12 protein-coding genes are annotated in these 13,155 nt (G+C 47.4%); 6 read left to right on the plus strand and 6 right to left on the minus strand.

Annotated elements, in window-relative coordinates; genetic code table 11:
• Positions 1-102 precede the first annotated feature (102 nt).
• Positions 103-492 carry an acyl-CoA thioesterase gene (locus tag CWB99_RS22715; protein WP_138551596.1) on the minus strand — a complete coding sequence of 130 codons (390 nt, stop codon included), beginning with the start codon at positions 490-492 and terminating at the stop codon, positions 103-105.
• Between the two features lie 29 nt (positions 493-521).
• Here CWB99_RS22715 and CWB99_RS22720 point away from each other — a divergent pair, with 29 nt between their 5' ends.
• The gene (locus CWB99_RS22720) at positions 522-1,238 is read left to right on the plus strand and encodes a 2OG-Fe(II) oxygenase (protein WP_138551597.1); all 717 of its coding nucleotides are present in this window, start codon (positions 522-524) and stop codon (positions 1,236-1,238) included.
• On the opposite strand, the gene CWB99_RS22725 is transcribed toward CWB99_RS22720, so the two are convergent.
• A complete protein-coding gene (locus CWB99_RS22725; RefSeq protein ID WP_138551598.1) occupies positions 1,235-1,609 on the minus strand; it encodes a YacL family protein in 375 nt (124 codons plus the stop codon). The two genes, CWB99_RS22720 and CWB99_RS22725, sit on opposite strands and share 4 nt — an antisense overlap.
• Before the next feature lie 135 nt (positions 1,610-1,744).
• On the opposite strand from CWB99_RS22725, the gene CWB99_RS22730 reads away from it, so the two are divergent.
• Positions 1,745-2,653 carry an AEC family transporter gene (locus CWB99_RS22730; protein ID WP_138551599.1) on the plus strand — a complete coding sequence of 303 codons (909 nt, stop codon included), beginning with the start codon at positions 1,745-1,747 and terminating at the stop codon, positions 2,651-2,653.
• Here the strand turns inward: CWB99_RS22730 and CWB99_RS22735 are convergent.
• The gene (locus CWB99_RS22735) at positions 2,645-2,869 is read right to left on the minus strand and encodes a hypothetical protein (protein ID WP_054014253.1); all 225 of its coding nucleotides are present in this window, start codon (positions 2,867-2,869) and stop codon (positions 2,645-2,647) included. The genes CWB99_RS22730 and CWB99_RS22735 overlap by 9 nt on opposite strands.
• 237 nt (positions 2,870-3,106) lie before the next feature.
• Between CWB99_RS22735 and CWB99_RS22740 the strand changes: the two genes are divergently transcribed.
• Positions 3,107-4,420, plus strand: coding sequence for a short-chain fatty acid transporter (locus tag CWB99_RS22740; RefSeq protein WP_138551600.1), 1,314 nt, complete (start codon positions 3,107-3,109; stop codon positions 4,418-4,420).
• 40 nt (positions 4,421-4,460) lie between these two features.
• Here the strand turns inward: CWB99_RS22740 and CWB99_RS22745 are convergent, their stop codons facing one another.
• Positions 4,461-5,474 carry a site-2 protease family protein gene (locus CWB99_RS22745; RefSeq protein ID WP_138551601.1) on the minus strand — a complete coding sequence of 338 codons (1,014 nt, stop codon included), beginning with the start codon at positions 5,472-5,474 and terminating at the stop codon, positions 4,461-4,463.
• 186 nt (positions 5,475-5,660) lie between these two features.
• On the opposite strand from CWB99_RS22745, the gene CWB99_RS22750 reads away from it, so the two are divergent.
• The 3 genes from CWB99_RS22750 to CWB99_RS22760 all read left to right on the plus strand — a co-directional run bounded on the left by CWB99_RS22750 (position 5,661) and on the right by CWB99_RS22760 (position 10,327).
• On the plus strand, positions 5,661-6,869 hold the full coding sequence (locus CWB99_RS22750; RefSeq protein ID WP_138551602.1) for an EAL domain-containing response regulator: 1,209 nt from the start codon (positions 5,661-5,663) through the stop codon (positions 6,867-6,869).
• An 89-nt stretch (positions 6,870-6,958) separates the two neighbouring features.
• Positions 6,959-9,412, plus strand: a complete 2,454-nt coding sequence (locus tag CWB99_RS22755) for an alpha/beta hydrolase family protein (protein WP_138551603.1) — start codon at positions 6,959-6,961, stop codon at positions 9,410-9,412.
• Between the two features lie 210 nt (positions 9,413-9,622).
• The gene (locus CWB99_RS22760; protein WP_138551604.1) at positions 9,623-10,327 is read left to right on the plus strand and encodes a response regulator transcription factor; all 705 of its coding nucleotides are present in this window, start codon (positions 9,623-9,625) and stop codon (positions 10,325-10,327) included.
• Between the two features lie 5 nt (positions 10,328-10,332).
• Here CWB99_RS22760 and CWB99_RS22765 read toward each other — a convergent pair whose 3' ends face one another.
• Together CWB99_RS22765 and CWB99_RS22770 are read right to left on the minus strand one after the other, a co-directional pair.
• Complete coding sequence (locus CWB99_RS22765) at positions 10,333-11,850, minus strand: YifB family Mg chelatase-like AAA ATPase (RefSeq protein ID WP_138551605.1); 1,518 nt, start codon at positions 11,848-11,850, stop codon at positions 10,333-10,335.
• A 14-nt stretch (positions 11,851-11,864) separates the two neighbouring features.
• Complete coding sequence (locus CWB99_RS22770; protein WP_138551606.1) at positions 11,865-12,479, minus strand: trimeric intracellular cation channel family protein; 615 nt, start codon at positions 12,477-12,479, stop codon at positions 11,865-11,867.
• Positions 12,480-13,155 lie beyond the last annotated feature (676 nt).

Consider the following 13,155-nt stretch of genomic DNA (forward strand, 5'->3'; position numbering starts at 1 on the left):
CTGACATGAATTGGTGGTGAAACCCTGTATCTCCGCAGCCATTGGACACCAGTTTCAGGCAACGCAAGACAGCGAATCGTTGAGTCAGATGGCGCGTGAAATCTAGAGCGCGTAGGCAGCCAGTTCAGTTTTTTCCCTGTCGTTCAGCGCCTGAGAGGTTTTGTTTGCAAAATCATAACGCACCATTACTGTGCGCCCTTCTGCGCAGCACTCCCCGTGCTGCCAGGCCTGCTGAAGGATCACAAAAGAGCTGTTACCAATCTTCTCAATTGCAGTTTTAACTTCAACTTGTTGTCCGTAAAACAGCTCCCCTTTAAAGGTCACTTCCACTTTGGCAACAATCAGCTTCCATTGATGTGGATTAAGATCCGGTGTAAAAATTTTGAAAATAGGGGTGCGCGCCGCTTCAAACCATACCGGGAGTACGGTATTGTTGATGTGTCCGAGGACGTCCGTTTCACTAAAACGGGGCATGAGAGTTTCTGACAACATAATAATTCTAACCAATTTTGGATATCAACATGACTGATTTTATTCGCATTTATGAAAATGCACTGAGTCCCGAATTCTGCCAGCAGTTTATTCAGACTTTTGATAACAGCCCCCACCTGGCGCAGGGTACAACCTCAGGCGGTATCGATCTCAGTAAGAAAGTCAGTCAGGATCTGTATTTAAATCAATACCCGGATTATGCTCAGCAATTAACACACATTCAACAAACCACGTCAAAATACCTGTTCGATTATATTGAAGAACACTTTTTCATGATGATCGGCGCGTTCGGGCTGAGTGTATTCCACCCGAAAACTGGCAAGCCAGTGAATTTAACTGTTGATAACTTTGAGGAAGTGGGTAAACCGCAATTACCTATTTTAACCCAACAATTGTTTCGTTTAGGGTCAATTCAGGCTCAGCGTTACCCAATCAACAAAGGCGGTTACCCCTATTGGCACAGTGAAGTTTACCCGCAACTACAACACAACGAAGCATTGCACCGCGTACTCTTGTTTATGTTTTATCTCAACGATGTAGAGGAAGGCGGCGAAACCGAATTTCATTATCAAAATAAGCTGATTAAGCCAAAACAAGGTTCCATGGTGATTGCCCCTGCCTACTTTACACATACGCATCGGGGTAACATGCCGCGCTCTAATGATAAGTATATTCTTACATCCTGGGTGTTATTTAACCGGGCAGAACAACTATATGGAACGCCGCCTCAGCGAGAGACGAGCTAGCGACGACGGCGGATAAACTCCTGCCAGTCGAGCAGCAAGGCTTCGAAATCTTCGAAGCCGCAACCGGCACTCAGACCATATTCTTCCAGAGACAATGCGTCATCACTGAAAACGGATAGCGCATCTGATTGCTCATGGTATAAATCGTGGGCTTCAAATAATGCTTCCTGGTGTGAGACGGTCAGCCGCACTTCACGCCCTTCAAGACAAAGCTCATCCCGACTGATTTTTAACGCTTCGAGTTGTGCAACAAATGCGGGCACTTCTTCATGGGCAAGCTCATCATTCAACCAACGGCCAACCAGCTCATGCTCAGCTGACATTTTGACGCGAAATCCAGCAATCGGATCGCGAATAAATTGATACTCCATACTTACTTCAAGTTATGATTAGACACCTAAGTAAGTATACCCTAACTGCGCGACAGTGCATTGTTTAGCTCAGATAAACCCGTATAATACGCGCTTCACTCTGATCCATAATCGTTCGCAACTGGCGAGTACCCCGTGACTTTCATTGATATTCTGTTTCCGCTGATTTTTGTTGTCACCTGTGGGTTCATCTCTGCCCGCACCCAGTTTATTTCGCCCGCACAATTAGATGGGATCCGCTTCTATATTTTTAATCTGGCGATCCCTGTACTGCTATTTTTAAGTATGTATCGCGCCGAGCTGTCAGATATTGCATCAGCCAGGCTGCTACTGGCCTTTTACTTACCAGTCTGTGTCATCTATTTGCTCATCGTTGGCATCATGCAACTTTACAGAAAATGTACCATTAAAGAAGCTGCGCTTAGTGCTCTCAATGGCACTTACTCTAATACAGTGGTTGTGGGACTCCCAGTGATCCTGGCTGCACTGGGTGAGCAGGCCGCGGCAATGGTATTTATGATCATCCCTTTGCACAGCGCAGCGCTGTTTTCTCTCACCTTTATGCTGGCACGAGAAAAAGACACCCGCGGTATGACGTGGCTAAAGCCGCTCTTTCTGAACCCAGTTGTACTGAGCATCAGCCTTGGATTGATAGCCAACCTGCTGAAATTGCCTATCCCGACATTACTGCTCAGCGGCATGGACTGGTTTGCAAAACCAGCCATTGCAGGCGCCCTGTTTGTATTGGGTGCCAGTCTGGTCCAATATGGGTTTCGTCCGGTGTGGTTTCCCGCGCTGATACTCAGTACAGTCAAGCTGTTGATATTGCCACTAGGTGTTTATCTGACAGCTACCCTGCTGATGCTGGAACCACTGCAGCGCCAGGTTGTCACCTTGATGAGCGCAGCGCCACTTGGTATCAACGCTTACCTGGTCGCGCGTCAATTATCAGTGCAACAAGCGGTGAGCGCAGGTAGCGTAGTGTTATCTACGCTGTTAAGTGTCGTCTCACTGAGCCTGTGGCTGGCCATTTTATCAGTCTGAAGAACGGTATTTAGCGGCATCAATGATCGACCATAATTGCACGATTGCCGCCAACACTGCTGGCACTACTAACCACCAAAGTGCATATCCGCCAACACAGATGACTGCAAAAATCAGAGCTGCCAGTAAACGTCCCTGCACCAATTGACCTAAGCCCGGAAAAAACACATTACATATCGCGGCAATTACATTGCCTCCTGAACCCTGTCCTGCCATAAAGACCTCTCTTTTTTAGATTTAACTGCGCAGTTGAATAGTGACGCGCAGACAATTCAACCGTATGATTTATCTGTTACACGTTCTGTGCCAAAATTATAAACACTTAATAATCAATAAAATACAAAAAACATGCGACTCACTCAGCCGTTAATATAGCTTAATTGACTAACTTTTAGTGAATTAAATCACTAAATCAAGAGGCTGTTTGTCGCGCACATTCAATGGGAATTTGTCATGCTAAACCGTATAACACAGCCACTCAGCCGACTGGTCGAGCGCTATTTACCCGACCCTTATATTTTTGTCTGCCTGCTGACTCTGCTGGTACTCACTCTTGCCAGCATGCTCACTCCCACAACGCCGACAGAGGCACTCTCCATCTGGGGACAAGGATTCTGGAACCTGCTGCAATTTGCCATGCAGATGTTACTGATCTTAGTCTGTGGCTATATGTTAGCCAGTACCCGCCCTTGTGTCATGGCGTTAAATAAATTAGCGACTTTTGCTCGTACACCTGCCCAGGCCATTATGCTGGTCACTCTGGTTGCCATGCTGGCCAGCTGGCTCAACTGGGGTTTTGGCCTGGTGGTCGGTGCTTTGTTCGCCAAAGCACTCGCGCGCCAGGTTGCTGTAGATTATCGACTACTGGTCGCCAGTGCTTACTCCGGGTTTATTGTCTGGCACGGCGGGCTGGCAGGTTCGGTACCGTTGACCATCGCGACTCCAGGGCACTTTGCTGAAGCGCAGATAGGTATTCTGGGCACAGGTCAGACTCTGTTTGCACCGTTTAATCTGCTTATTTTAGGTACACTTGTTGTGGTCATGCCGTTGCTTAACCGTTTTATGCTGCCGCCAACCGAAGCGCAGATCATCGTTAACCCTGAAAAACTAGTACAACCTGAACCACAGAGCCCCCCGGCTTCACCAACCCCAGCTGAGCGGCTTGAGCATAGTACACTGGTTGGTACCCTGATAGGGTTATTGGGATGCGGTTATCTGCTGCATTATTTTTTTGTCGCCGGTGGCACACTTAATCTCAATAGTGTTATAGCACTATTTTTGTTTTTGGCCATCTTGCTACATCGTACACCTGCCAATCTACTAAACAGCTTACAAGAAGCGATCAAGGGGGGCGCAGGTATTGTGATCCAGTTTCCCTTTTATGCGGGGATCATGGCCGTGATGGTCAAAACCGGGCTGGCACAACAGATCTCCAGTGGCTTTGTCGAGATCAGTACCAGCACAACTCTGCCATTGTGGAGCTTTCTCAGTGCCGGGTTGGTCAATATTTTTGTACCTTCTGGTGGTGGACAATGGGCCGTTCAGGCACCCATAGTGATCCCGGCCGCACAAGAGTTAGGAGCTGACATTGCGCGTGTTGCGATGGCCGTCGCCTGGGGAGATGCCTGGACCAACCTGATACAACCATTTTGGGCACTTCCTGTACTGGCCATTGCTGGTTTAAAGGCAAAGGATATTATGGGGTTTTGTCTGATCCAGCTGCTGGTCAGTGGGATTGTCATAGCACTTCTGCTGACCCTGGCTTAACCCCACAGATATGCCGGTCACAACGCTGACCGGCAAGCGGCTAGTTTGACAGCACTTTGATGGGTAAGCTCAGTAACACGCTATCAGCGTCTGCGAAGTGCCACATAACGGCAATTAAACCGCCAGAGACAATTACGTAAAGCGCCGTTGACACAATCTGCCCATACCGGTCCAACGGGATTAAATGCGCCTGATGACGACTACGCCACTCCAGCAAAATATCTATCGTACCAATCACCAAAAAGAACACCAGCAACATCAGACCAAAGGTATAGCTGATCACCACACCCAGCAGGATCCCTGCCAGACAAACAAGTAACCCGGCCCAGGAGCGCATAGAGAAACTGATACTTTTCAGTACATGACCGCCATCCAGAGGCACAATCGGTAGCATATTAAATAAGTTTAACAACGCACTCAGCACGGCGACGCCTGCGAATATTTCCAGCCCGGTAACATAGTACAGTACAACCGCCACCAGAGAGGCCAATAAACCAAAAGCAGGGCCCATCAATGAAATAATCACATTCTGCCAACGCGTAGTAAGTTTGTCTTCACTTACAGCCAATCCACCAACAAATGGGATTAAGTATATTCCTTTTGTTTTTAATCCGAAGTAACGCATTGCACGAATATGGCCGTATTCATGAATGACAAGACACGCCAACAGCATGACAGCAAATTGCCAGGAAAACAGCCAGGCATAACCAGCCAAAGATGCGCCAGCTAGTGCAGCCTTAACTACACTGGCACTTTTCAGCAGCTTAAAACCTAAAGCCGCCAGGCCAAACCAGCTGCCTTTGTTATCACGTTGCTGGACAGGCACTTCGAGCCATTGCCAGGGCTCGTTATCAACGGCAATCGCCAGCAGCCCTTCTGGTAAGCGGCTTGGATCCAGGCGTAGTTGATGGCCATCGACTGCCACTAAGTATTGCCGATCGTCTGTTGGCTCGTGTGCCAGGCATTGCTGATCCTGATATACTTGGAGGATCTCCTGGCGATTCACTAATACAGACACCTGATAGCCTGCTAATGGAAATTCAATGCGGGTCATGATGACTCGTAAATAAACATACAGTGTGCCCATTATACGCATTTTTTATACGCAAGTACCTAGCCCTGCCGGACCCCGCTATCGGCCTGAGTAGCACAATATTTTCATGAAGTAGAGCGTCTGTCATGTGCGTTCTATAACCAATGTACTAGACTTAGACTTGGGTTCCATACTAAGGATAGCGTTATGCAACATCAGGCTAAGCACGTTCTCGTCGTAGATGACTCTCAGGCCATTTTGGTCGTAATGAAAGCCATTTTGGCAGAGCTGGAGGTAGACTATGTTACGACTGTGTCCAGCGCGCCTCAGGCTCTGGAGCTGGTGAGACAAACACCACTGCAATATGACGCCGTTTTTACGGATCTCAACATGCCTGATATGGACGGTATGGAGCTCATCCGCAAGTTAGGCGAGCTCAGATACCCAGGTGGGATCGTCATAATCTCTGAGATGGAAACCCGGGTCATGGATCTGGCAGCGAATCTTGCTCGACAACACAACACGCATCTGATTGGTAACATTTCCAAACCTGTCCAGCTCAATGATGTCGACAGGCTACTGAAAAAACTGGATAGCTTTATTGGTGGGGATGCTCCTGAAGATCCCTGTGTGACAGAAGAGCAACTCCTGTATGCCATCAGCAATAATGAGATCACGCCGTTTTACCAACCTAAAGTGCACCGCGGTAGTAAAAAGATTAAAAGCGTTGAGGTACTTGCGCGTATCGTATCTCACCAGCACGGTGAAACACTTTTACCCCATCGTTTTATCGGCGTTGCTCAGGATCTGGATTTGATCAATTTGGTCACCTTTCAGCTATTTGAAAAAGCGACCAAAGAGTTCCAGAAACTCAGAGCGGAGCTCAACTATCCTTTCAAACTCGCTTTTAACCTCTCACCTGTGCAGCTCAATGACAGCGGGTGTCCCGACAAACTTGCCCTGATCCTGGAACTCAATCGCCTTGAGCCAAAAGAGGTGATCATTGAAATCACGGAGAACCAACCTATTGTCAGTAACCTGCAACTCGAAACCATTAACCGGCTCAGGTTACGTGGATTCGACTTGTCACTTGATGATTTTGGCACAGGGTTTACCAATTTACAGCAGCTAAAAAACCTGCCATTTACTGAAATCAAACTGGATCGTTCACTCATTACGTATATTGAGTCAGATCGCTTCTCTCAGGTGTTGGTTGATAGCCTGATTGACATTGCGCAAAACCAGCAAATGGACATTGTGGCGGAGGGCATAGAGAGAATAGAAGAATTGCAGTATCTGGAAAAATACAAATATAGCCTGCTGATGCAGGGATACCTGATCAGCCGCCCTAAAGCATTACCCGAGTTCATACGCTGGATCCACTCCTGGCAGAGAATGATCAATTCAAATCCATAAAGTGTTGAGAAGTTAACCTCACGCCAGGATGAGAAGCGCAAAGTCTATGTTATAGTATACGTCCAATTTACCCACAATAGGCGCAAACTATGAAGTTAAGATCGGCTGCTTTGCTGCTGTTGTCAGCCCTGAGTACCTCTCTGAGTGCTGCTCCAATCGACAAGCAAGATATTCAATTTATAGGCCCACTGGGTCAGGCCAGTACAATTAAGCCCTACAATACCGCACATCAAAAAACCATCATTGCAAACCTGATCCCCAGTTTATCGGGTTCCGAAAAAGCCATATCTATGTTGGGTATTGACGCCAAATGGCAGTCGCTTTCAGAGGTCAAAGCGTTGACCATGGGTGGTCTGCAAGCGATGAAAATGGAGTTTTCTGTCAGCCGCTTTGTACAGGGTGAGTTGGTATTGAGTGGCATAGAGAAGGCACATATTTTTGTCAATGGTGAGCGCCACTCTGACAAAATGACCTCGTCACTCAACTTACCGACCGGTGACCACCAGGTCATTATCGTTGTTGAGCAAGCTGACGACTGGAAAAAAGTAGCTGTAGAATTCAACGGTAAAACCGACCATGATACGCTCCTGTTTACCGATAAACCCACCCGCTCCCTGTCCGCTAAACAACTCTTTGACGCCCCGGTTCTCAGCGCCATTTCCTTTGCACCTAATGCAAAACATTATGTGACAACACAAAAGCACTACCAGAGTAATCGTGGCAACCAGGCACTGACCAGCACAACTGTTTACAATGAAGACGATAAAGTGGTGTTCACACTCGACGGGGTCAATGCCAGCTCATTAGCCTGGCGTGAGGATGGCGAGCAAGTAGTTTATAGCCAGAATGGTCAGCTAAAGTTATTGGATATTGCGACTTTAAAGTCCCGGGTGATTGCTGAAGATCTGGCCGGTGCAAGCGGGTTCGCCTACTTTAACGACACAAGTTTGATATTTAGCTGGTCCAAATCCCCAGAAGATGACAAAGCACTTGTAAAGCACTATCAGGGCCTGGAAGACCGCTGGTCATATGCCCGTACCAACACACAAATCTATCTGCTTGATATCGCAACAGGCATGATACAGGCGGTCACAGAGGGGAAACACAGCCATACCCTCGAAGATTACGATGGACAAAACAATCACATACTCACCACTCGTGCTTTGCAAGACTACTCGGCACCGCCACATATGCTCTCAGAGCTAGTTGAGTACGACCTTTCACAAGGCTCCAGCAAGGTGCTGGGCCAGTATCGTAGCATCAACAGTGCCAAATACGGCGCGAAAGGTATCTACGTGACTGCGGGCCCTGACTTTAAAAATGGGCTTGGCAGAACGGTCGATAAAAATCAGCTGTCGAACAACTATGATGGCCAGTTATACTGGTTAGACAAACAAGGGACTCAGGCAAAAGCGCTCAGCAAGCAGTTTGATCCCGCCATCGGCTCCATCGAAGTTCTAAACAATGGTGATGTAATTGCCAAAGTCACTGATGAAGATCGCCAGCAACTCTATCTCTATGATGTCAGCAAAGACAGGTTCACACGACTAAAAACCGGTTTAGATGTGGTTGAGCGTTTCAGTGTGGCAGATAGCCGTAAACCAGCAATGCTGGTAACAGGCACACAAGCTTCTGCACCTCAACAACTCAAGCAGATCAACATATATAAGAACCGTGCTCGAACCTTATGGGATTCGGCGCCACTGGCATATGCAAATAGCGAGATTGCAAAGCTGGAAGAGTTTAACTTCACCAATAGCCAGGGCACCGAGATCAAAGGCCGGGTTTACCTGCCTCATAATCTGGACAAGTCAAAGCAATACCCAGCATTGATTTATTACTATGGTGGTACTTCACCGGTTTCCAGAGCGTTCACTGGTCGATATCCATTTAACTTGTGGGCAGCCAATGGCTACGTGGTTTATGTTCTGCAACCGACAGGAGCAACCGGATTTGGCCAAGCGTTCTCCGCGCAGCATGTCAATGCTTGGGGTGAACAAACAGCTGATGACATTATCAAAGGTACCAAGGCTTTTCTTAATGAGTATTCATTTGTCGACAAGAATCGCTTGGGCAATCTAGGCGCCTCTTACGGCGGCTTCATGACAATGTTGCTAACCACCAAGACAGACATGTTCAGTGCCTCTATTTCACATGCAGGTATCTCCAACATTACCTCATACTGGGGTCAGGGTTGGTGGGGCTACCTTTATTCAGGTGAAGCATCAAAACACAGCTTCCCATGGAATAACCCGAGGCTGTACTCTCAACATAGTCCAGTCTTTCATGCCGACAAAGTAAAGACACCTTTGTTGTTGTTACATGGCGATGCCGATGTAAACGTGCCTGTTGGTGAAAGCCACACTATGTATACCGCGCTAAAACTGCTTGGTCAGGATGTGGAGCTGATTGAAATAAAAGGAGCGGATCACCAGATATTCGCCCGTGATCGTCGCTTTCAGTGGTGGGATACCATGTTGGCATACTTTGATAAACACCTGAAAGATCAACCTCAGTGGTGGTTGCACCTTTATGGTAAATAACAATCAAGGCAGCACTTAGGTGCTGCCTTTTTTTATAAAACCCATTCAACTGTATGATTTCTCATAAATACCACATTTTTATTCACTTACATGCCTCATACTAAAGTTTCATTTAAATTGTTTTTTATTTGAAAATAATCAACTTACCCTTCTCAGCCCAGTTTTCTCAGTGCTAATATATAAGTGATTTATTGATAAAGTTATGGTGCTATGAACATTAACGTGCTTCTGGTGGAAGATGATGACCTACTGGCAAAAAGGATCTCGAACCATTTTGCTGATACTGAATTTCAGCTCACACTGGATAATACCGGTGCACAGGCATTGCAGCTCGTTCATAGCAAAATCAATGACGGCACACCATTTGATATGGCCATTGTAGATGTTGTATTGCCCGCAACAGACGGCCTTAACCTCGCCAAAGAGCTCAATACATTGACTGACATTGGTGTGATCATGTTATCCAGTCGAGATACGCAAGCTGACCGTATTGCAGGCTTGGCTCAGGGCGCGGACGACTATGTCTGTAAACCTGTTGATCTTCTGGAACTTGAACTACGCATGCGTGCCCTCTACAAACGTATTGCAGGCACTAAAGCAGAGGACGAGTCTGAGGAGTTCATTGAATATGCAGACTTCAAGTTGCACCCGGATAATCGTACGCTCATCAACCCTCAAGGCGAAGAAGCTCGACTCACTGAAGCAGAGCATAAAGTACTTATTTGCCTGATTGCGAATGCTGGTAAGGCGACGTCACGCGCAAAAATTTCGGAAGACATTGGCCAACCAGACTGGAGCCCAAGTGACAGAACAGTGGATGTGCTCATTGGTCGGCTTCGTAAAAAGCTGGGTGACGAAAAAGAACAAAAGCGGATAGTCACTGTACGCGGCAAAGGCTATATGCTGTCAACCTAACCGCTTCAGCGGTAAGTCAACTGCCCCAGTAGCCGTTCAAATGCCCGATAGCTGAGCGCTTCTTTCAAATCGGGTACCGTAATATCTCCACGCTGTGCCAAATCTGCAATCGTTCTGGCAACCTTAATAATACGATGATAGGAGCGAGGAGACAGATTAAGCTTCTCAGTGGCTCTGGCAAGCAGCTGAGCAACCTCCGGGTTAAGGACACAGTATTGCTCTATTTCCCGAGTCGAGAGCCTGGCATTAGCCTTCCCCTGGCGCTTCAGGGCAATTTCGAATGCAGCCTCCACCCTGTTGCGGATCACTTCACTTGTCACTTCCTGCCTTGTAGATTGTAGTTCCTGCGTACTTAACCGGGGTAACTCAATTTGCAAATCGATACGGTCAACAAAAGGACCTGATATCTTACTCAGATATCTCAGCACCTGATCAGGAGAGGCTCTTTTATCAGTATGGCAGCCCGTGGGGCTCGGATTAAGCGCCGCAATCAACTGAAATGAAGCGGGAAAATCGACCTGTTGTGCGGCACGTGAAATGGTCACTAACCCCGTTTCCATAGGCTCTCTCAACGAGTCCAGCACCTTCCGCTCATATTCAGGCAGCTCATCCAAAAACAGAACACCATTGTGCGCTAAGGAGATTTCTCCGGGCTTGGGGTTTGAAGACCCGCCCACCAAAGCCACAGCTGAACAAGTATGGTGAGGCGCACGAAAAGGCCTGTTACGCCAATTATGGTGATCCAGTTGTTTACCAGTCAAAGAGTAAACGGCCGCCGTTTGCAGCGCTTGTTCCACACTCATTTTTGGCATAATACTCGGCATTCGTTGCGCCAGCATAGACTTCCCCGTACCTGGAGGACCCAGAAACAAAATATTGTGCCCGCCAGCCGCGGCAATTTCGAGCGCCCGCTTTGCCATAGGCTGCCCTTTGACATCACTCATATCCATAAAGCACACGTGCGCGCTGTCAGCAGATGTTACTTTAGCACAATCAATGGAAGGGAGTTGAGCCTGACCACTTAGGTCTAACCAAAGTCCTTGGAGTGTATTTGCAGCGACGCAGTGCTCATACTCGACCAGTTTAGCCATAGCGACATTTTGATCTGGAATGTAGCACTTATGCCGCTCATTTTTGGCAGCCATCACAACGGGAATAATTGCAGTGACAGGTCTAATTTCACCATTAAGTGCCAATTCGCCGTAAAACTCACAACCTTGCGTTGTTTGCTCATTGAGCTGCCCCGATGCCACCAAAATACCGATGGCAATCGCCAGGTCGTACCGTCCTCCCTGTTTTGGCAGGTCGGCTGGCGCCAAATTCACCGTAATACGTTGATCTGGAAATATAAATCTTGAATTATGCAGCGCGGAGCGCACGCGCTCTTTTGATTCTTTAACGGATGTTTCGGGCAAGCCTACAATATTAAAACTCGGCAGCCCATTGCTAAGGTGTACTTCGACTGTTACAACAGGAGATTCAATACCAACCTGAGCCCGTGTAAGTATTCTCGCTAGTGACATTCCTTGTCCTTTGTTTAATCTTTGTAGTTAAAGACATGCAATACAATGTGCCAACGCATGGCTGCCAGACGGGCAAACAGCGTAGTGGCCATTGCAAGCAGCATGACAACCTCTGTTGATAAATTAAAGTCTATGAGTTGAGTATAAACGATCCCACCCAAAATACAGGTGATAGCGTACAACTCTCCTTTTAACAACAGCGGTATTTCTCTGGCCAATACATCTCTGATCACACCGCCAAAACACCCTGTCAGTACTCCCATGATCACCGCCGTAGTATCTGGCATACCAATATTGAGGGCTTTTTGGACCCCCATCACCGCGAAGAAAGCTAAACCAAAAGCATCCGCTACTTGCAGATATAAAGTTGGGATCTGCTTTCTCCGATTGAGCGTCCAGATACTGACTGCTACCGCCGAGAATATCGCAATAAAATAGCTAGGATCATGTAACCAAAATACAGGTACATCAAGAATGACATCACGAATTGTGCCCCCACCTATGCCTGTGACAGTCGCGAGCACCACAACACCAAACCCATCCATATGCTTGCTATAAGCAATCAAAGTACCCGAAATGGCAAAAACCATGACACCAAGTAAATCGAACCAATGATAGAGTTCAGACATTATTTTCTCGCTATGATACTGACATGAGTGGATATTAGCCCAGTTTCTAGTAATAAAGTAGCTTAACCGATCGTCCACGCCCTCTGATGATCAGCAATAATGGTAAAAGCTTTAACAAGGGTTGTGCATCCCAAATGGGTGGGCTTCCGCGAAAAGGTTATGGAGTGCCCCCTCCTCTATGGAATACCTTCAGAGAGTGTCAATTCGCAGTGCAGCTCATACTAACGGTGTGGCCTGTTCGAAGATCCCGCATCAAGTGCGGGATAGCGATAGTGTGGACTTGTATGAATGGAGAAATACATGACACTTCGTCAGAAATCGCTCTATATATCATGAAAGCAAGAAGTATGTTTGAGCCGGCGTATTTACTACACGTAAAGTGTCGCTTTCCTGCAGCGGCTCCAGGTTTACCCAGCTCTACCACACCTCCAACAACAACTCCGTTGTCATCCCGCACGCGATGCGGGATCCATTTAAACCTGTTTTTCAGTGCTGAGTAGGTTTGTTTCGGTGTACTTGTCATACGTACGGTGTGGCTTTCCTGCAGCGGCTCCAGGTTTACCCTGCTCTACGACATTTGCCAACAGCACCATTGTCACCCCGCACGCGATGCGGGATCCATTTAAACCTGTTTTTCAGTGCTGAGTAGGTTTGTTCCGGTGTATTTGTCATTCCT

It is taken from the genome of Pseudoalteromonas rubra, from assembly GCF_005887095.1.
In the GTDB taxonomy this organism is placed as follows: Bacteria; Pseudomonadota; Gammaproteobacteria; order Enterobacterales; family Alteromonadaceae; genus Pseudoalteromonas; species Pseudoalteromonas rubra_E.